This is a genomic window from Streptomyces sp. NPDC091416, from assembly GCF_044756845.1.
In the GTDB taxonomy this organism is placed as follows: Bacteria; Actinomycetota; Actinomycetes; order Streptomycetales; family Streptomycetaceae; genus Streptomyces.
On the sequence record NZ_JBIVTU010000004.1, the window covers coordinates 343,618 to 362,538 of the forward strand.

The following is an 18,921-nucleotide window of genomic DNA, read 5'->3' on the forward strand; positions in this document are numbered from 1 at the left end:
GAACAGGTCTACCGTCCAAGACGTGTACATGACATAGGCCCCTGTCATACCCCCGTCACCGAAGCCGCCCAGGCCCCGCTGACCTGCGCGGCAGTCCCCGCGCTCAACGGCACGGCAGCACCCGCCCGTACCACCGGCACTCTCCGGAGGACACTCGTGCACAGAACCCGCAGCAGGACCGGAACAAGACTCCGCCTCCGTAAAACCCTCGCCCTGTTCACCGGTGGCCTCCTCGCCGCCGCCACCCTCAGCCTGGGCGCCACAGCGGGCACGGCCGTCGCCCACGACGACCATCCCGCCCCCGCCCCGGCCGCCGAGGACTTCCAGCAGGTCACCCTCGCCAAGGGCGCCGCCGAGACCGGCGAGCCCATGTCGCTGGCCGTGCTTCCCGACCGCAGCGTGCTCCACACCTCACGCAGCGGCGAGCTGCGCATCACCGACAGCGCCGGCAACACCCGGATCGCCGGCGTCCTTCCCGTGTACTCGCACGACGAGGAAGGCCTCCAGGGCATCGGGGTCGACCCGGACTTCAGCGAGAACCGGGCGATCTACCTCTACTACGCGCCCCCGCTGGACACCCCCGCCGGTGACGCCCCCGAGACGGGAACCGCCGCGGACTTCGCCCCGTTCGACGGGGTCAACCGGCTCTCCCGCTTCGTTCTCGACGAGGACGGCACGCTCGACCTCGGCAGTGAGAAGAAGGTCCTCGACGTCCAGACGTCCCGTGGCATGTGCTGCCACGTCGGCGGCGACATCGACTTCGACGCCGACGGCAACCTGTACCTGTCGACCGGTGACGACACCAACCCCTTCGCCTCCGACGGCTTCAGCCCCATCGACGAGCGTCCGGACCGCAACCCGGCGTTCGACGCCCGCCGCTCCGCGGGCAGCACCAATGACCTGCGCGGCAAGATCCTCCGTATCAAGGTCGCCGACGACGGCTCGTACACCGTCCCGGACGGCAACCTCTTCGCGCCGGGGACGGACAGGACCCGCCCCGAGATCTACGCGATGGGCTTCCGCAACCCGTTCCGCTTCTCCGTCGACAAGGCGACCGGGATCGTCTACGTCGGTGACTACGGGCCGGACGCCGGCGCGGCCGACCCCAAGCGCGGACCGGCCGGACAGGTCGAGTTCGCCCGGGTGACCAAGGCCGGGAACTTCGGCTGGCCGTACTGCACCGGCGACAACGACCCGTACATGGACTACGACTTCGCCACGAAGACCTCCGGCGCCGCCTTCGACTGCGCGGCCCCGAAGAACACCTCGCCGCACAACACCGGCCTGGTCGACCTGCCCCCGGCCCAGGCCGCCTGGATCCCGTACGACGGCGCTTCCGTCCCGGAGTTCGGCACCGGCTCGGAGTCGCCGATGGGCGGACCCGTCTACCACTACGACGCGGACCTCGACTCGCCCGTGAAGTTCCCCGAGGCGTACGACGGAGACTTCTTCGCCGGTGAGTTCGGCCGCCAGTGGATCAAGCGGATCGAGCAGGACGCCGACGGCAAGGTCCAGTCCATCAACGACATCCCGTGGTCCGGCACCCAGATCATGGACATGGCCTTCGGACCCGACGGGGCGCTGTACGTCCTGGACTACGGCCTCTCCTGGTTCGGCGGCGACGAGCACTCCGCCCTCTACCGCATCGAGAACGCCACCGGCGGACGCTCCCCGATCGCCGAGGCCGCCTCCAACAAGACGTCGGGCACCGCACCCCTCAAGGTGCAGTTCTCCTCCGCCGGCACCACCGACGGCGACGGCGACGCCCTCACCTACGCGTGGGACTTCGGCGACGGAGGCACCTCCACGGCCGCCAACCCCGCGTACACGTACAAGAAGAACGGCACCTACACCGCCACCGTCACCGCGGAGGACCCGACCGGTCGGACCGGATCGGCCAGCGTGCATGTGACCGTCGGCAACACCGCACCGACGGTGAACCTGGAACTCCCGGGCGACGGGCAGCTCTTCACCTTCGGTGACGACATTCCGTTCAAGGTGACGGTCACCGATCCCGAGGACGGCACGATCGACTGCTCCAAGGTCGAGGTCCGCTTCGTCCTCGGCCACGACAGCCACGGCCACCCCATCACCTCGGAACACGGCTGCACCGGCACCATCAAGACCGAGATGGACGGCGGGCACGACCCCAACGCCAACATCTTCGGCGTCATCGACGCCTCGTACACCGACGGCGGAGGCGGCGGCCAGGCCGCGCTGACCGGCCACGACCAGTCGCAGCTCCAGCCGCGCCACCGCCAGGCCGAGCACTTCAACGCCTCGTCCGGCATCAAGACCTACGACAAGGCGAACGCCGAGGGCGGCAAGACCGTCGGCGACATCGACAACGACGACTGGATCTCCTTCAAGCCGTACATCCTCGGCGACTCCACCAAGCTCACCGCCCGGATCTCCTCCGGCGGCGCGGGCGGCTTCCTCGAAGTGCGGTCCGGCTCGGCGACCGGGAAGATCCTCGGCTCCGCACCGGTTCCCGTGACCGGCGGCTGGGAGACCTTCCAGGACATCGACGTCCCTCTGCGCGGCGCCCCGAAGAAGGCCACCGAGCTGTTCCTCGTCTTCAAGGGCGGTGAAGGGGCGCTGTACGACATCGACGACTTCGAGCTCTCCAACACCCCGCCCGACAAGACCGCCAAGCGCGTCCTGGTCTTCTCCAAGACCGCCGGCTTCCGCCACGACGCGATCCCCGAGGGAATCGCCGCACTGAAGGAGCTCGGCAAGGGCAGCAACATCACGGTCGACGCCACCGAGGAGGCGGGCCAGTTCACCACCTCGAACCTCGCCCGCTACGACGCCGTCGTCTTCATGTCGACGACCGGTGACGTCCTCAACGCCGACCAGCAGAAGGCCTTCGAGAACTACATCGCCACCGGTGGCGGCTACATGGGTGTCCACGCCGCCGCCGACACCGAGTACGACTGGTCCTTCTACGGCGGACTCGTCGGCGCGTACTTCTCCGGCCACCCCGCCATCCAGCCCGTCACCGTCCGCGTCGAGGACCACAAGCACCCGGCCACCGCCCACCTGGGCGACGCCTGGGAGCGGACCGACGAGCTGTACAACTACCGCACCAACCCTCGTGACAAGGTGAAGGTCCTCGCCACGCTCGACGAGACGACCTACACCGGCGGCACCATGAAGGGCGACCACCCGATCACCTGGTGCCAGTCCTACGAGGGCGGCCGTTCCTTCTACACCGGGCTCGGCCACACCAAGGAGTCGTACGCCGACGCGGACTTCCGGGCGCTCCTGCTCGGCGGTGTCCGGTACGCGGCCGGCCAGGTCAAGGGCGACTGCAAGCCGGACACCGGCTACCGGTCGATCTTCAACGGCAAGACGCTCGAAGGCTGGAAGCAGGCGGGCCCCGGGAAGTTCGACGTGGTCGACGGCGAGCTGCGCTCCGAAGGCGGCATGGGCCTGCTGACCTACCAGGCCAAGGAGCTGAAGTCCTACTCCCTGAAGCTCGACTGGAAGATGGCGGGCGACGACAACTCCGGCGTCTTCGTCGGCTTCCCGGAGTCCGACGACCCCTGGTCCGCGGTGAACAACGGCTACGAGGTCCAGATCGACGCCTCCGACGCCGTCGACCGCACCACCGGATCCGTCTACACCTTCAAGGCGGCCAACACCAAGGCACGCGACCAGGTGCTGAGGCCGCCGGGACAGTGGAACAGCTACGAGATCAAGGTGCAGGGTGAACGGCTCCAGATCTTCCTCAACGGAGTGAAGATCAACGACTTCACCAACACCGACCCGGTCCGCAGCCTCAAGGACGGCTACATCGGCCTCCAGAACCACGGGGCGGACGACCAGGTGTCCTTCCGCAACATCCAGCTGAGGGAACTGCCCTCGGTGTAGAGCACCAGGGCGGCGGGCGGGACAGCACGCCCCGCCCGCCGCCCGGCCCCCTCACGTACAGCGCCACCAGCTCTGCCCAGCCAGGACCCCCAGCCAGGGAGGCAGCCCGTGTCAGCACACGCCGTTCGTACCGGAGTCTGGTTCATCGGAGCACGCGGCTCCGTCGCCACCACCGCCACGGCGGGATGCGCAGCGGTCGCGGCGGGACTCCACCCGGCCGCCGGCATGGTCACCGAGACCGCCCCGTTCGCCGACAGCGGGCTGCCACCCGTCGCCGCCCTCGTCTTCGGCGGCCACGACACCCTGGACTGCCCCCTCCCCAAACGGGCCGAGGCGCTGGCCGCAGGGGGAGTGCTGCCGCACGGACTGCCCTCGGCCGTACGGTCCGAACTCGCCGCAGCCGACGCGGAGATCCGCATCGGCGGACCCCTTCCCGGCGACACCCGCAGCGACGAGGAGCTCATCGCCGCGTTCGCCGCCGACCTCACGGACTTCGGCAGCCGCAACCACCTGGCCAGGACCGTCGTCATCAACGTCTCGTCCACCGAACCGGCACCCGCCCCCGACGCCACGCGGCTGCCCGCCAGCTCGCTCTACGCCGCCGCCGCGCTCCGGGCCGGCTGCCCCTACGTCAACTTCACCCCCTCCACCGGGCTGCGCGCGCCCGCCCTCCAGGACGCCGTCGCGGCCTCGGGACTTCCCCACGCGGGCCGCGACGGCAAGACGGGCCAGACGCTGCTGCGCTCCGTGCTCGCCCCGATGTTCGTCCAGCGCGCCCTGCCCGTACGCGCCTGGTCGGGCACCAATCTGCTGGGCGGCGGGGACGGGGCCGCGCTCGCCGATCCGGCGGCCGCCGCCGCGAAGAACGCCGGCAAGGAACGCGTCCTCGCCGACACGCTCGGCGCCGCCCCCGAGGGCGAGGTCCACATCGACGACGTCCCGGCGCTCGGCGACTGGAAGACCGCCTGGGACCACATCGCGTTCGACGGGTTCCTCGGAGCCCGCATGGTGCTCCAGACCACCTGGCAGGGCTGCGACTCCGCCCTCGCCGCGCCCCTGGTGCTCGACCTGGCCCGGCTGCTGGCCCGGTCCCACGAGGTGGGCCTGAGCGGCCCGCGGCCCGAACTCGGCTTCTACTTCAAGGACCCGGACGGCGGACCCGCCGCGCTCTCCGAGCAGTACCTGGCGCTCCTCGCCTTCGCCGAACAGCTGCGGGGCGAGCGGTGACGGCAGGCGCCTGGGCGGAACTGCTCAGGATCTCGGCCCTGTTCACCGTTCCCGGCGACGCCCTCGCGGGCGCCGCGGCCGCCGGCCGGCGCCCCGACCGCTCCACCGCCCTGGCCGTCGGCGCCTCGCTCTGCCTGTACGAGGCGGGCATGGCCCTCAACGACTGGGCCGACCGGGAGGAGGACGGCGTCGACCGCCCGCACCGGCCGATCCCCTCGGGCCGGATCTCAGCCCGCGCCGCCCTCACGGCGGCCGGCGCCCTGACCGCAGCGGGCCTGGCACTCGCCGCCCGGGCGGGCCGCCCGGCCCTCACCGTGGCCACCGGTCTCGCCGCCACCGTCTGGGCGTACGACCTGCGCCTCAAGCACACCCAGGCGGGCCCGGCGGCGATGGCGGCGGCGCGCGGCCTGGACCTGCTGCTGGGCGCGACGGCCACGGGGACAGCCACGCCGCCCCGGCCGGCCCGCCCCGCACTGGCCGCAGCCGCCCTGCTGAGCGCCCACACCTACGCGGTCACCGCCGTCTCCCGCCACGAGACCCAGGGCGGATCCACCACCGCACCGCTCGCCGCGCTCGCGGCCGTCGCCGGAATCGGCGGCGCCGTCGTGCACGAGCGGCAGGCCCCCCGGAACGCCTCCGCCCGGCTCCTCCTCACCGCGCTCACCGGCGCCTACCTCCGCACCGCCGCACGCCCTCTCGGCCACGCCGCGCTCAACCCGTCGCCGCCCCTCACCCAGCGCGCCGTCGGCAGCGGCATCCGGGCGATGATCCCGCTCCAGGCCGCCCTCGCCGCCCGCGCCGGAGCAGGCGCTTCCGCCGTCGCCGTCATGGGCCTCGTCCCGCTCGCCCGCGCACTCTCCCGGAAGGTGAGCCCCACATGACCCTCCGCCTCGGCTACGGAACCAACGGGCTCACCGACCTCCGCCTCGACGACGCGCTCGGGCTCCTCGCGGACCTCGGCTACGACGGGGTCGGCCTGACCCTCGACCACATGCACCTCGACCCGATGGCCCCGGACCTCGCCGGCCGCACCCGCCGGGCCGCCGCCCGGCTCCAGGCACTCGGGCTCGGCGTCACCGTGGAGACCGGGGCACGCTACGTCCTCGACCCGCGCCGCAAGCACGGCCCCTCGCTCCTCGACCCGGACCCCGACGCCCGGGCGGCCCGCACCGCGCTGCTCGTCCGGGCCGTCGACGTGGCCGCGGACCTCGGCGCGCACGCCGTGCACTGCTTCAGCGGAGTCACGCCGCCGGACACCGCACCCGACACCGCATGGCACCGGCTGACCGGCGCCCTCGCCCCGGTCCTCGCCGCGGCGCAACGAGCCGGGGTGCCCCTCGCGATCGAGCCGGAGCCCGGACACCTCCTCGCCAACCTCGCCGACTTCCACCACCTGCGGGTACTGAGCGGCGACCCGGAACCGCTCGGCCTGACCCTCGACATCGGCCACTGCCAGTGCCTGGAGCCCGCCCTGCCCGTCGACTGCGTACGCGACGCCGCCCCCTGGCTGCGCCACGTCCAGATCGAGGACATGCGCCGCGGCGTCCACGAGCACCTCCCCTTCGGGGACGGCGAGATCGACTTCCCGCCCGTCCTCGCAGCACTCGACGCCCTCGGTGACAGCGGATACGCCGGGCTCACCGTCGTCGAACTGCCCCGCCACTCCCACGCGGGGCCCGAACTCGCCCGCACCTCACTCGACTTCCTGAACAAGCACCGCCCGCCGACCGGAACGGACACCGCCCGTCGCTCCACTGGGCCCGCCGCCCGGAACGCACACCGCCCGTCAGCCACCGAGCCCGCCGAAGGGAGCACGCCATGACACACACCCCGCCCTCCCCGCTCCTGTCCCGCAAGGAACTCGACGCGCTGCTCGGCGGAGCCGCGCGCGCCTGGCTCGACGAAGCACTCGCCGAAGCCGCCCACGCGGCGACCCACGCGGACCCGGCTCCCGCCGGCCGTTACGCCGTCCCGCCGTGGGAGCTGCGGTACGCCGCCGCCGGCCGGTACTGCGGACTCGAACACGCCGACTCCGTACGCGCCCTGATGCTCACCGAGGCCCACGCCGGGCTGACCGCCCTCAACCGCCTCTACGCACAGGGCACCGCAGCCGAACGCCGCGCCGTCCTGCTCACCCTGCCCGCACTCGACCTCGGAGCCACAGCCCTGCCGCTCGTCGAGGACGCCCTGCGCACCAACGACACCACCCTGATCACCGCGGCCGTCGGCCCCTACGCCGGTGCCCACCTCGACCCGCACGGATGGCGCCACGCCGTCCTCAAGTGCCTGTTCACCGGTGTCCCCGTCGAGGCCGTCGCGGAGCTGGGCCGCAGATCGCGAGGCGATGCCGAACTCGCCCGGATGCTGGGCGACTTCGCATCCGAACGCATCGCGGCCGGCCGTCCCGTCCCCGCCGGTCTGCACCACGTGCTCGCCCTCACGGCCCCCGGCCCCGCCGCACCCACGGTCCCCACGGCCTCGACGCAGGAGTCCTGATGCGCATCTTCGACCCCCACATCCACATGACCTCCCGCACCACGGACGACTACCAGGCGATGTACGACGCCGGAGTCCGCGCGCTCGTCGAACCCTCCTTCTGGCTCGGCCAGCCTCGTACCTCACCGGAGAGCTTCTTCGACTACTTCGACGCACTGCTCGGCTGGGAACCCTTCCGCGCCGCCCAGTACGGCATCGCCCACCACTGCACGCTCGCCCTCAACCCCAAAGAGGCGAACGACCCGCGGTGCGCCCCCGTCCTCGACGCGCTGCCCCGCTATCTCGTCAAGGACTCCGTCGTCGCCGTCGGCGAGATCGGCTACGACTCCATGACCCCGGCCGAGGACCACGCCCTGGCCGCCCAGCTCCAGCTCGCCGCCGACCACGGGCTGCCCGCGCTCGTCCACACCCCGCACCGCGACAAACTCGCCGGCCTGCGCCGCACCATCGACGTCGTACGCGAATCCGCCCTGGCCCCCGAACAGGTCCTGCTCGACCACCTCAACGAGACGACCGTGAAGGACGCGCGCGACAGTGGCTGCTGGGCCGGATTCTCCATCTACCCCGACACCAAGATGGACGAGGCCCGCATGGTGGCCGTTCTCCAGCTCCACGGCACCGAGAAGGTCCTCGTCAACTCCGCCGCCGACTGGGGAAGAAGCGATCCGCTGAAGACCCGCCGGGTCGGCGACGCGATGCTCGCCGCCGGCTTCACCGAGGACGACGTCGACCAGGTCCTGTGGCGCAACCCCGTCGCCTTCTACGGCCAGAGCGGCCGCCTCCACCTGGACACCGCCGCCCCCGAACCGCTCCACGAGGGCAACTCCATCCTCCGCGGCGGGGAGTGAGGCCATGCGCTTCCGCCACCCCGACGGCTCCGTCGTCCACCTCGCGTACTGCACCAACGTGCACCCCGCCGAGACCCTCGACGGCGTCCGCGCCCAGCTGCGCGACCACTGCGAACCCGTACGCAGACGGCTCGGCCGCGACCGCCTCGGCATCGGCCTCTGGCTCGCCAGGGACGCCGCCCGCACCCTGATCAACGACCCTGCCCAACTGCGGTCGCTGCGCGCCGAACTCGACAGCCGCGGCCTCGAAGTCGTCACCCTCAACGGCTTCCCGTACGAGGGATTCGGCGCCGAAGAGGTCAAGTACCGCGTCTACAAGCCCGACTGGACGGACCCCGAACGCCTCGCCCACACCACCGATCTCGCCCGGCTGCTCGCCACGCTCCTGCCCGACGACGTCACCGAGGGCACCATCTCCACCCTGCCCCTCGCCTGGCGCACCCCGTACACGGGCGACCCCGAAGCGGCCCGCACCGCCCTCGCCGCGCTCACCACCCTCGGCGAACGCCTCGACGCGCTCGCCGAACTCACCGGCAAGTCCATCCGGATCGGCCTCGAACCCGAACCCGGATGCACGGTCGAGACCACCGCAGACGCCATCGGGCCCCTCACCACCGTCGGTCACGCCCGCATCGGTGTCTGCATCGACACCTGCCACCTCGCCACCTCCTTCGAGGATCCGGAAACGGCCCTCGACGCCCTCGCCGCAGCCGGCATCCCCGCCGTCAAGGCACAGCTCTCCGCAGCCCTGCACGCCGAACACCCCCACCTTCCCGAAGTGCGCACCGCCCTCGCCGCCTTCGCCGAACCCCGCTTCCTGCACCAGACCCGCATCGCCACCGCGGCAGGGCTGCGCGGCACCGACGACCTCGACGAAGCCGTCACCGGCGAGGCCCTGCCCGACAGCGCCCCGTGGCGCGCCCACTTCCACGTACCCCTGCACGCACCGCCCGCACCCCCGCTCACCTCCACCCTTCCCGTGCTCCGTGCCACGCTGACCCGGCTCGTCGGCGGTGCGCGCCCGCTCACCCGGCACCTGGAGGTCGAGACGTACACCTGGCAGGCGCTCCCGGACGAGCTGCGCCCGCGCACCCGGGCCCAGCTCGCCGACGGCATCGCCGCCGAACTGATGCTGGCCCGCGACCTCCTGACCGACCTCGGCCTCAAGGAGCTTCCATGACCACCGCCCGGCCGGCGAGCCCGCCCACCCCTCTCCTCGTCCTCGACGTCGTCGGGCTCACCCCACGCCTCCTCGACCACATGCCCCACCTCAAGGCCCTGGGAGAGTCCGGCACCCACGTCCCGCTCGGCACCGTGCTCCCCGCCGTCACCTGCGCCGCCCAGTCCACCTTCCTCACCGGCACCACCCCCGCCGAGCACGGCATCGTCGCCAACGGCTGGTACTTCCGCGAACTCGGCGACGTCCTCCTGTGGCGACAGCACAACGGACTCGTCGAGGGCGACAGACTCTGGGACGCCGCCCGCCGGACCCACCCCGGCTACACCGTCGCCAACATCTGCTGGTGGTACGCGATGGGCGCCGACACCGACTACACCGTCACCCCGCGCCCCGTCTACTACGCCGACGGCCGCAAGGAACCCGACTGCTACACCCGCCCGCCCGCCCTCCACGACGAACTCACCGAGAAGCTCGGCACCTTCCCCCTCTTCCACTTCTGGGGACCCGGCGCCGACCTGGTCTCCTCCCAGTGGATCATCGACGCCACCCGCCACATCCTCGACACCCGCCACCCCGACCTCGCCCTCTGCTACCTCCCGCACCTCGACTACGACCTCCAGCGCTACGGCCCCGACGACCCCCGCGCCTTCAAGGCCGCCGCGGACCTCGACCGGGCCGTGGCCCCGCTCCTGGACGACGCCCGCCGCGAGGGACGCACCGTCGTCGCCCTGTCCGAGTACGGCATCACCCGCGTCGACCGGCCCGTCGACATCAACCGGGCGCTGCGCCGCGCCGGACTCCTGGAGGTCCACACCCAGGACGGCATGGAGTACCTGGACCCGATGACGTCGCGGGCCTTCGCCGTCGCCGACCACCAGATCGCCCACGTCTACGTACGCCGTCCCGAGGACCTCGAAGCGACCCGCGAAGCCCTGGCCGGCCTCCCGGGCATCGACCAGCTCCTCGACGACGAGGGCAAGAAGGCTCAGGGCCTGGACCACCCGCGCTCCGGCGAACTGGTCGCCGTGGCCGAACCGGACTCCTGGTTCACGTACTACTACTGGCTCGACGACGCCCGCGCACCCGACTTCGCGCAGCTCGTCGAGATCCACCGCAAACCCGGCTACGACCCCGTCGAGCTCTTCATGGACCCGCAGGACCCCTATGTGCGGGTCAAGGCGGTCACGGCCGTCGCCCGCAAGAAGCTCGGCATGCGCTACCGCATGGCGGTCGTACCGCTCGACCCGTCACCCATCCGAGGCAGCCACGGCCGCCTTCCCCCGAGCGACGAAGAAGGCCCGCTCATCCTCTGCTCCACCCCCCACGCGTTCACCGGACCCGTCCGGGCCACCGAAGTGAAGTCCCTGCTCCTCACGCTGGCCGGCCTCGCATGAGCCCCGTCCGTTCACAGCATGGCGAGCATCTTCGAGAAGGAGAGAGACCGTGACCGTGTACAACGACGACGCATCCGGAACGGACGGCGCGCTGCGCCGCAGCCTCGGCATCGACCGCCGCCGCTTCCTCAGCACCTGCACCGCCGTCGGGGCGGCGGCGATCGCCGCACCCGTCTTCGGCTCATCCCCGGCCTTCGCCCAGCCCGCACCCGGTCCGGGGCACCACCACGGTCACGGTCACGGTCAGGCCCTGGTCCCGGCGCACAAGCGCGGAATCATCCTGTACACCGTGCGCGACGCCACGGGCCGGGACCCGCTCAGCACCACCCTTCCCTCGGGCTTCCGCGCCGTCTTCAAGGAGCTGGCCCGCTACGGCTACAAGCAGGTCGAGTTCGCCGGGTACGGCCAGCACGCCAACGCGCCGGGCGGAAACAACCTGGAATCGGTGGAGGGCGCGAAGCTGCTGCGTTCCTGGCTGGACGACTACGGACTGCGCGCCCAGGGCAACCACGGCTTCATCCCGGGGTCCTGGCCCCTGAGCCAGAGCGACCTCGACCAGTTCAAGCGGCACCTGGAAATCGCCAACATCCTCGGCATGGACCACATGGGCACCGGTGGCGACCCCACCGGAAGCGCCTACCGCGCCGACTGGGACGTGGCCGCCGACAAGTGGAACGCGCTGGGGCAGATCGCGCATCGCGCGGGGATCAAGCTGTACACCCACAACCACGACGCGGCCTACGGCTTCCTGCTCGACGGCGGCCCGCTGGACGCCCAGGGACGGCCCACCCGCAGCTCGGGCATCCGCAAGCTGGAGTACTTCCTCAAGGTCACCGACCCGAAGACCGTATGGCTGGAGATGGACGTCTACTGGGCGCACGTCGCCCAGTACAAGTTCCACACCTACACCGCGCTCGACGGATCGGTGCGGGAGAACATCTTCGACCCCGCGGCCGTGGTCCGCCGCCACAACAAGCGCTACCCGCTGTTCCACGCCAAGGACGGCGTCATCAACACCGCGAGCGGCGACGGCTACGACATGGTCCCCTTCGGCACCGGGGTCATCGACTACCGGACCTTCTTCCGCCGCGTCGGGGAGGCGAACTACCGCAACCCGATGGTCGAGCAGGACACCGCACCGAGCTCCACGGACCTCGCACAGTCCCTGAAGCAGGCACGGATCAGCTACGAGGGCATGGCGGCACTGCGCAAGTAGAGACAACGGGCGGCCCGCCCCCGGCTGAGGGGGAGGGCGGTCCGAGCCCGGCTGAGAGAGGGGGGAGGGACGGGCCGCGCGCCCCGTCCCTCCCCCCCTCTCAGCCGATCCCCTGCCGGTCGGGCAGCAGGGCGAACTCCCGCTCGGCGGCATCCGGAACCGTGCGCTCCACCGCCTGCACCAGCAGCGCACGGTGCCGGAGCAGCGGCTCCCGCCTCTCCGGCCCGGCCAGCACCACCAGGTCGTCGATCCCCGCCAGCAGCCGCCGGGTGACCTGCGGGCTGTCCGTCGCGCACCGCCGGATCTCCTCGAACCCGAGATCCACGAGGTCCGCCCACCCCGGCACGTCCTGAACGAGCCGCACCTCACCCTTGCGGTCCCGGTGGTGGACGGCGCCGAGGGGGAGCGTGGCCACGGCCGCGAGGAACTGGACGATCCGGTCGAGGCACTGCACGGCGGTGGTCGGATCGTTCACCGCAGACGACAGGGCCCGCAGAGCGATGTCCGACAGCTGCCGCAGCCCGAACGCCAGATCCTGGTGAAGCGTGCGCTCGACCCCGACGGACACCGTGTACCGCAGAGCGTTCCGGGCCGGCGCGGCGCCGCCGTGCACCGCCAGCACCGGCGTGCCCGGCACGACGAAGTCCCCCATCCGCGGGATGAGCCGGAGCACCACACCCTGCTTCCGCGCGATCCGGACCAGCCGCGCCACGTTCACGTCGCGCAGGACGCCGGCGCGCCCCTCGTGCAGGATCTGCCCGGTCCCGGCCGGCAGCACCCCGTCCCGCGCCCCGCCGACGGGCATCCGCCGCAGTACATGGAACGAGTCGCGCGCGATCCGGTCGACGACGGGGCCGACCTGCATCAGACGCAGCGTGGCGCTCACGTACGCGATGAAGAGCAGCAGACTGAGCCCGACGAGCACGGCTGTCAGGATGCTCTGCAGAAACGGGACGGACGCGACGCGGCGCGGATCGGCGGTGCTCTCGTACGAGCTCAGGACCAGCAGGGAGAACACGAACGTCGCCAGGAAGACGGACAGCGTGAGCTTGCTGATCCGGCTGCGCACGAAGATGCGCACCACCCGGGGCGTGAGCTGCCCGCTCGCCATCTGCACGGCCACCAGCGAGATGCTGAAGACCACACCGATGAAGGTCATCATCGCCGAGCTGACCGTGACGACGATCGTCTTCGTGTCCTCCGCGATCGCGACGAGGTCCTTGATCTCGTCGTACGCCTGCTCGTCCTTCAGATAGGCCACGATCTGCTCGTCGAGGGCCGAGGCGACGAGCCAGAGCACGACGGCGCAGATCAGCGTCAGGGTCGGAGCGAACCAGAACGTCTCACGCAGATGCTCGCGCAAGGGCGACAGCGCGCGGGGTGGCCGGTAGCCGCGATCACTCATCCCGCGAACGTAACCCGGCCCGCCCGCGCAGCGGCGGACGCCGCCGCCGAACCTCCGGTCGTACGGTGTGTGCGCGACCGTCCACACAGGGTTCGCGCGGGGCGGCCGGGGCCCCCGGCTGTGTCCGCCCGAGGTCCGTGCACCGCACTGACCAGGGCGAAGACCACCGGATATGCAGGTGAGAGCCACCCCAAACCCCTGGTATTGTTTTCTTTGTCGCCGCGGGAAACCGGGGCCGACCACCTGGTCCGGGTGGCGGAATGGCAGACGCGCTAGCTTGAGGTGCTAGTGCCCTTTATCGGGCGTGGGGGTTCAAGTCCCCCCTCGGACACCAGCTGGGACCCCTGTTCATCAGGGGTCCTTCTGCTTTTGTACAGCTCTGGAAGTCCCGGACGCCCCGTCCCGCACACGTCACCCGCGTGCCGGGACGGAGCGCTGCGGATTCAGCGGCCGGCGGGCGCCGGGGGTGCCGTGCTTCCCCGGACGACGAGCCGCGTGGCCAGTTCCAGACGCAGGGTGTCCGCCTGCTCGCCGTCGATGATTCTGAGCAACGTCCTGGCCGCCATCGATGCCATGTCCAGGAGGGGCTGGCGTACGGTCGTGAGCGCCGGATGCGTCCACCGGGCGACCGGCAGGTCGTCGAAGCCGACCACGCTGGTCTCCGCGGGGATGCCGAGTCCCCTGGCCCGCAACTCCTCGAAGGCGCCGAGGGCCTGGAGGTCGCTGGCGGCGAAGACGGCGCTGGGCGGCGCTTCGCCCGCGGCCTCGGCGTCGTCGAGCAGCCGTGCCATCTCGGTTCTGCCCGAGGAGTCGTTGAACTCCCCGTGCGGCACCCAGCGTTCGGGAATGTGGAGCTCCGCCTGCTCCATCGCCGCGCGGAAGCCGTCCGCTCGGGCCCTGCTGCAGAGCACGTGCCGGGGCCCCGCGAGGTGCGCGATGCGGGTGTGGCCGAGCTCGATGAGGTGTTCGGTGGCGCTCACCGCGCCGGCCCAGTTGGTGGCCCCCACGGTGGGCACCAGGGCATCGATGCTGCCGACCGGGTCGAGAAGGACGAAGGGGACCTCCAGTGCGGTGAGGCGCCGGCGCTGCTGCGGGGTCAGCTCGGAGACGACGAGAATGGCTCCGTGGCTGCGCCGGGCCGCGATCTGGTCGATCCATTCGCGCGTGGCGGAGCTGCGGCCGTGCACAGCGGAGAGGACCATGCTGGCGCCGGCGCTGTGGAGCACCTCGTCGACGCCCCGGATGATCTCCACGGACCACAGGCTGTCGAGTTCGTTGAGGACGAGGTCGATGACGGCTCCCCGCCGACGGGCGGGGCGCCGCTGGTAGCCGAGGTGGTCCATGACCGCCTCGACTCGTTCCTTCGTGTCCGTGGAGACGTCCGAGCGCCCGTTGAGGACCTTCGACACGGTCGAGACGGAGACACCGGCCTCGGACGCGATCGTGGCGAGGGTGACCCTTTCCGGGGTCTCCGGGCTCTCCGCTGTCATCCGGTCCGTCCGTTTCGCTGGTGCTCCGTGGTCCGCCACCATGTGAAGGGTGACGACCGAGTCTGCCACGCTCCTTCCACCGTGCTCACACGCCCCTGCGCGGGCCCTGGCCGGTCTCGCGGTACTCCGCCCAGTCGAAGTCGGCGCTCATGCCGGAGCCGGTGAGATCCGTGACGCACAGACCTGCGAACGCTCCCGTGAAACCCCACGACGTGAAATGTCCCGTGGTGGCGTCGCCCCGCGTCGCGCTCTCGTCCGACAGCCGGGTGACGTCGAGGGTGGGACCGAGCCGGTGCCAGCCGCTTTCGCCGGGGGTCCGCCAGGCGAAGTCGCCCTGCTCCGCGCGGCAGGTCAGACGGAGTTCCACCGTGTGACCGTCCGGGACCGGCACGGGCGTGCCCGGCTCGACGTACCGGCCGTGCTCGCAGACACCGACCCTCAGCACCCGTCCCAGCTCCTCGTCCCAGGTCAGGTGCGCGTAGTGCCACAGAGTCGAGTTGTAGTAGTGGACGAGCCCCGCCATCTGCTGAGGTGAGCGGGGGTCGGCCTCGAACCGGGTCGCGAAGTCGAAGTCCACGGCCTGCTGCCGCCGTGCGACGAGGCTCGGCCCATGAGTCGAGCCGAGCGACTGCCCGCCGCGCAACCGCAGATGTCCCGGTCTCTCGTCGAGGCTCAGCCAGGACGCGCGGGGGTGCCGGCGGAGGGTCGACCAGGCGGTGCCGAGGTACGGCTGATCGAAGTGGTCGCGGTCGGGCCGCTCCGGCACCGGCGCCGGTGCCAGGGCGGGGCCGGGCACGGTGGATCTCGGTGACGCGTCGCCGCCGGGGGCCGGGGGACCCCCGAGCCGCGGCCAGCCGTCCTCGGTCCATTCGATGCGCTGGAGTGCCGTCTCGCGGCCCAGAACGCAGCGTCCGAGGGGGCTCAGGGGCCGTGCCACGAGGTGGGCCAGATACCACTCCCCGCCGGGTGTGGCGACCAGGCTGCCGTGCCCGGCCTTCTGCAGCGGCAGCTGCTCGTGCCCGGCCGAGGTGAGGAGCGGACCGGCGGGGTCTGCCTCGTACGGGCCGGTCAGGGCGGAGGACCGGGCCACGGTGACCGCGTGCGACCAGGAGGTGCCGCCCTCGGCCGTCATCAGGTAGTACCAGCCGTCCCGGCGGTAGAGGTGCGGACCCTCGGTATGGGCGAGCGGGGTGCCGGTGAAGATCCGGTGCAGCGGCCCCGTCACCTGTCGTCTCTCCCGGTCCCACTCCTGCAGCAGGATGCCCGCGAACGGATGCCGTCCGGGCCGGTGGTCCCACTCCATCCACAGGGCCCAGCTGCGCCCGTCGCCGTTCGGCCCGTCGTCGTGGAAGAGGGACGGGTCGAAACCGTGCGACGGAAACGGCGCGGGGTCCGACCACGGACCGTCGAGCGAGTCGGCGGTGATGACGTGGTTGCGCAGGTCCTTGAACGCCCCCGACAGGTTCGTGACGTCGCTGTACACGAGGTGGAACAACCCCTGCGTGTACGACAGGCAGGGCGCCCATACGCCGCCGGAGTCGGGTCTGCCGGTCAGGTCGACGAGCCGCTCCTCGCGGAGCAGTCCGCCCAGGGGGCGCCAGTTCACCAGGTCCCGGGAGTGGTGGACACCGACTCCGGGAAGCCACTCGAACGTGGACGTGGCGATGTAGTAGTCCTCGCCGACCCGCAGGATCGAGGGGTCGGGGTGGAAGCCGGGGAGCACGGGGTTGACGATCGTTCCGGTGGTCCCGGGGCGGTTCGGCGACCGGTCCTGGTCGTGGATGGCCTGCGCGGGGGTCATGGGTCTCCTGGGAACAGTGGGACGGAAGCCGGTGAGGCTCATCCCTTGACGGCGCCGGCCATCACGCCGGAGACGATCCGGCGGGCGAGGACGGTGAAGACGACGAGGACGGGCAGCACGGAGACGACGACACCGGCGAGCATGAGGGTGTAGTCCGTGTAGTAGCCGGCGGCGAGCTGGTTGAGCGCGATCTGCACGGTGCCGTTCTCGGGCGGCAGGGCGATCAGCGGCCAGAAGTAGTCGTTCCAGGCGAACATGAAGGTGAACATTCCGAGCACGGTCGCCGTGGTGCGTACACCGGGGACGACCACGTGCCAGTAGGTGCGCAGCAGTCCCGCGCCGTCCATCCGAGCGGCCTCGATCAGCTCGTCGGGGATGTTTTCCTCCACGGCCTGCCGCATCCAGAACACCCCGATGGCGGAGACGAGCGCGGGAACGATCAGCGCGGAGAGTTTGCCGTACAGACCCATGTCGGTGACGAGCATGTAGAGCGGGATGATGCCGAGCTGAGTGGGCACCATGACGGTGACCACGACGCAGACGAGGAGTGCGTTGCGTCCGGGGAAGCGGAGCTTGGCGAAGGCGAAGCCGGCCAAGGACGAGAGCAGCACGTTGCTGACCGCGGTCGTGCCCGCCACGACGAGGGAGTTGCCGAGCGCCTGCCAGAAGGAGGACAGCTCGAAGACGCGCTGGATGTTCTCGACGAGGTGCCCGCCGGGCACGAGCGGTGGTGTCGTGCCGGCGAGTACGGAGTTGTCGTCGTGCGAGGCCACGACGAAGCTCCAGTACAGCGGGAACACCGAGGCCGCGGTGATCGCGGCCAGGATCGCGTAGGCGAGTGGGCCTGCCTTGTCGAGGCGCCCGGGACCGCGCCGGGGAACGGTACGCGGTGTGCGGCGGGCCGTGGGACGGGACGTGGCTGTGCCCCGGGTCGGGGTGGTGACGGCCATGTGGTTCTCCTGGATACCGGGTCAGGCGCGGTCGGAGCGGCGGGCGAGCAGGAAGTTCACCGCGGCGATGACCGCGATGAGGAGGAAGAGGACCCATGACACGGCGGAGGCGTACCCGGCGTCGTTGTTGATGAAGCCGTACTTGTAGAGCATCAGCGTCAGGGTCTGGAACTGGTGCTCGGCGCCGCCTTCGGCGTTGCCCTGCTGGTCGAACAGGAAGGGCTCGGCGAAGAGCTGGAGGCCTCCGATGGTCGAGATGACGATGGTGAAGACGATGGTCGGTCTGATCGCCGGCAGGGTGACCTTGCGGAAGGTCAGAAGACGGGAGGCGCCGTCGATCTGCGCGGACTCGTACAGTTCGCGGGGAACGGCCTGCATCGCTGCCAGGAAGATCAGCGCGTTGTACCCGGTCCAGCGCCACATGACCATGAAGCTGATGGCGACGTGCGAACTCCACGTGTCAGCAGTCCAGTCGACCGGGTCGCTGATGAGACCGGCGTGTTGCAGGGCCCAGTTCACGATGCCGAAGTCGCGTCCGAACAGCTGTGAGAAGACCAGTGCCACGGCGACCACCGACACGTACTGCGGCACCAGGACGAGCGCCCGCCACACACTGCTCGCCCGCAGATGACGGTCGAGGAGCCAGGCGAGTGCGAGAGCCGCGAGGAGCTGCGGCACGGTCGACAGCACGAAGATGCTGAGCGTGTTGAACAGGGCGGTGTAGAAGTCGGAGTCGGCCAGCAGTCTGCTGAAGTTGTCCAGCCCGACCCACTGCCCGGCTCCGGAGAGGCGGTCCCAGTCGTGCAGGGAGACCCAGAACGTCTGCAGCAGCGGGTAGAGGCCGAAGATGCCGAAGACGACGAAGAAGGGTGCGATGAACAGGTAGGGCAGGAGGTGCCGTTCAGGCAGGAATCGGTGGGGACTGCGTCCGCCGGGGGGTGAGCCCGGGGTGGTTCGAGCGGCCTGGAGCGCCATTCTGGTTCTCCGTACGGATGAGAAGGTCCGGGGGTGGGTCGGGGCGGGGGACACGGGCGGGGG

General features: G+C 71.1%; 14 protein-coding genes and 1 tRNA gene. 10 read left to right on the top strand and 5 right to left on the bottom strand.

Annotated elements, in window-relative coordinates:
• Positions 1–156: 156 nt before the first annotated feature.
• From ACIQMX_RS15120 to ACIQMX_RS15160, 9 genes are all read left to right on the top strand, one after another.
• The gene (locus tag ACIQMX_RS15120) at positions 157–3,876 is read left to right on the top strand and encodes a ThuA domain-containing protein (RefSeq protein ID WP_402478041.1); all 3,720 of its coding nucleotides are present in this window, start codon (positions 157–159) and stop codon (positions 3,874–3,876) included.
• 108 nt (positions 3,877–3,984) lie between these two features.
• Positions 3,985–5,103 carry an inositol-3-phosphate synthase gene (locus ACIQMX_RS15125; protein WP_363075404.1) on the top strand — a complete coding sequence of 373 codons (1,119 nt, stop codon included), beginning with the start codon at positions 3,985–3,987 and terminating at the stop codon, positions 5,101–5,103.
• On the top strand, positions 5,100–5,984 hold the full coding sequence (locus ACIQMX_RS15130) for an SCO3242 family prenyltransferase (protein WP_363075402.1): 885 nt from the start codon (positions 5,100–5,102) through the stop codon (positions 5,982–5,984). The genes ACIQMX_RS15125 and ACIQMX_RS15130 overlap by 4 nt, the downstream gene beginning before the upstream one ends.
• Positions 5,981–6,925, top strand: a complete 945-nt coding sequence (locus tag ACIQMX_RS15135; RefSeq protein ID WP_402478044.1) for a sugar phosphate isomerase/epimerase family protein — start codon at positions 5,981–5,983, stop codon at positions 6,923–6,925. Before ACIQMX_RS15130 ends, ACIQMX_RS15135 begins: the two co-directional genes overlap by 4 nt.
• Positions 6,922–7,599, top strand: a complete 678-nt coding sequence (locus tag ACIQMX_RS15140) for an EboA domain-containing protein (protein WP_363075398.1) — start codon at positions 6,922–6,924, stop codon at positions 7,597–7,599. Before ACIQMX_RS15135 ends, ACIQMX_RS15140 begins: the two co-directional genes overlap by 4 nt.
• Entirely contained in the window at positions 7,599–8,447 is an 849-nt protein-coding gene (locus tag ACIQMX_RS15145; RefSeq protein ID WP_402478048.1) for a TatD family hydrolase, read from the top strand. Before ACIQMX_RS15140 ends, ACIQMX_RS15145 begins: the two co-directional genes overlap by 1 nt.
• Before the next feature lie 4 nt (positions 8,448–8,451).
• Complete coding sequence (gene eboE, locus ACIQMX_RS15150) at positions 8,452–9,627, top strand: metabolite traffic protein EboE (protein WP_363075394.1); 1,176 nt, start codon at positions 8,452–8,454, stop codon at positions 9,625–9,627.
• Complete coding sequence (locus tag ACIQMX_RS15155) at positions 9,624–11,021, top strand: nucleotide pyrophosphatase/phosphodiesterase family protein (protein ID WP_402478051.1); 1,398 nt, start codon at positions 9,624–9,626, stop codon at positions 11,019–11,021. Before eboE ends, ACIQMX_RS15155 begins: the two co-directional genes overlap by 4 nt.
• Positions 11,022–11,070: 49 nt before the next feature.
• A complete protein-coding gene (locus ACIQMX_RS15160; RefSeq protein WP_402478054.1) occupies positions 11,071–12,237 on the top strand; it encodes a sugar phosphate isomerase/epimerase family protein in 1,167 nt (388 codons plus the stop codon).
• Positions 12,238–12,337: 100 nt separating this feature from the next.
• On the opposite strand, the gene ACIQMX_RS15165 is transcribed toward ACIQMX_RS15160, so the two are convergent.
• Positions 12,338–13,642, bottom strand: coding sequence for a DUF2254 domain-containing protein (locus ACIQMX_RS15165; RefSeq protein WP_363075388.1), 1,305 nt, complete (start codon positions 13,640–13,642; stop codon positions 12,338–12,340).
• Between the two features lie 246 nt (positions 13,643–13,888).
• Between ACIQMX_RS15165 and ACIQMX_RS15170 the strand changes: the two genes are divergently transcribed.
• Positions 13,889–13,976 (top strand) — tRNA-Leu (locus ACIQMX_RS15170).
• A gap of 109 nt (positions 13,977–14,085) precedes the next feature.
• On the opposite strand, the gene ACIQMX_RS15175 is transcribed toward ACIQMX_RS15170, so the two are convergent.
• The 4 genes from ACIQMX_RS15175 to ACIQMX_RS15190 all read right to left on the bottom strand — a co-directional run bounded on the left by ACIQMX_RS15175 (position 14,086) and on the right by ACIQMX_RS15190 (position 18,858).
• Entirely contained in the window at positions 14,086–15,132 is a 1,047-nt protein-coding gene (locus tag ACIQMX_RS15175; protein WP_363075386.1) for a substrate-binding domain-containing protein, read from the bottom strand.
• An 85-nt stretch (positions 15,133–15,217) separates the two neighbouring features.
• Positions 15,218–16,933, bottom strand: a complete 1,716-nt coding sequence (locus ACIQMX_RS15180; protein ID WP_402478058.1) for a glycoside hydrolase family 43 protein — start codon at positions 16,931–16,933, stop codon at positions 15,218–15,220.
• Positions 16,934–16,971: 38 nt separating this feature from the next.
• Positions 16,972–17,883 (bottom strand): carbohydrate ABC transporter permease, encoded by a 912-nt coding sequence (locus ACIQMX_RS15185; protein WP_363075382.1) that lies wholly within the window; start codon positions 17,881–17,883, stop codon positions 16,972–16,974.
• Between the two features lie 21 nt (positions 17,884–17,904).
• Positions 17,905–18,858 (bottom strand): carbohydrate ABC transporter permease, encoded by a 954-nt coding sequence (locus tag ACIQMX_RS15190; protein WP_402478062.1) that lies wholly within the window; start codon positions 18,856–18,858, stop codon positions 17,905–17,907.
• Positions 18,859–18,921 lie beyond the last annotated feature (63 nt).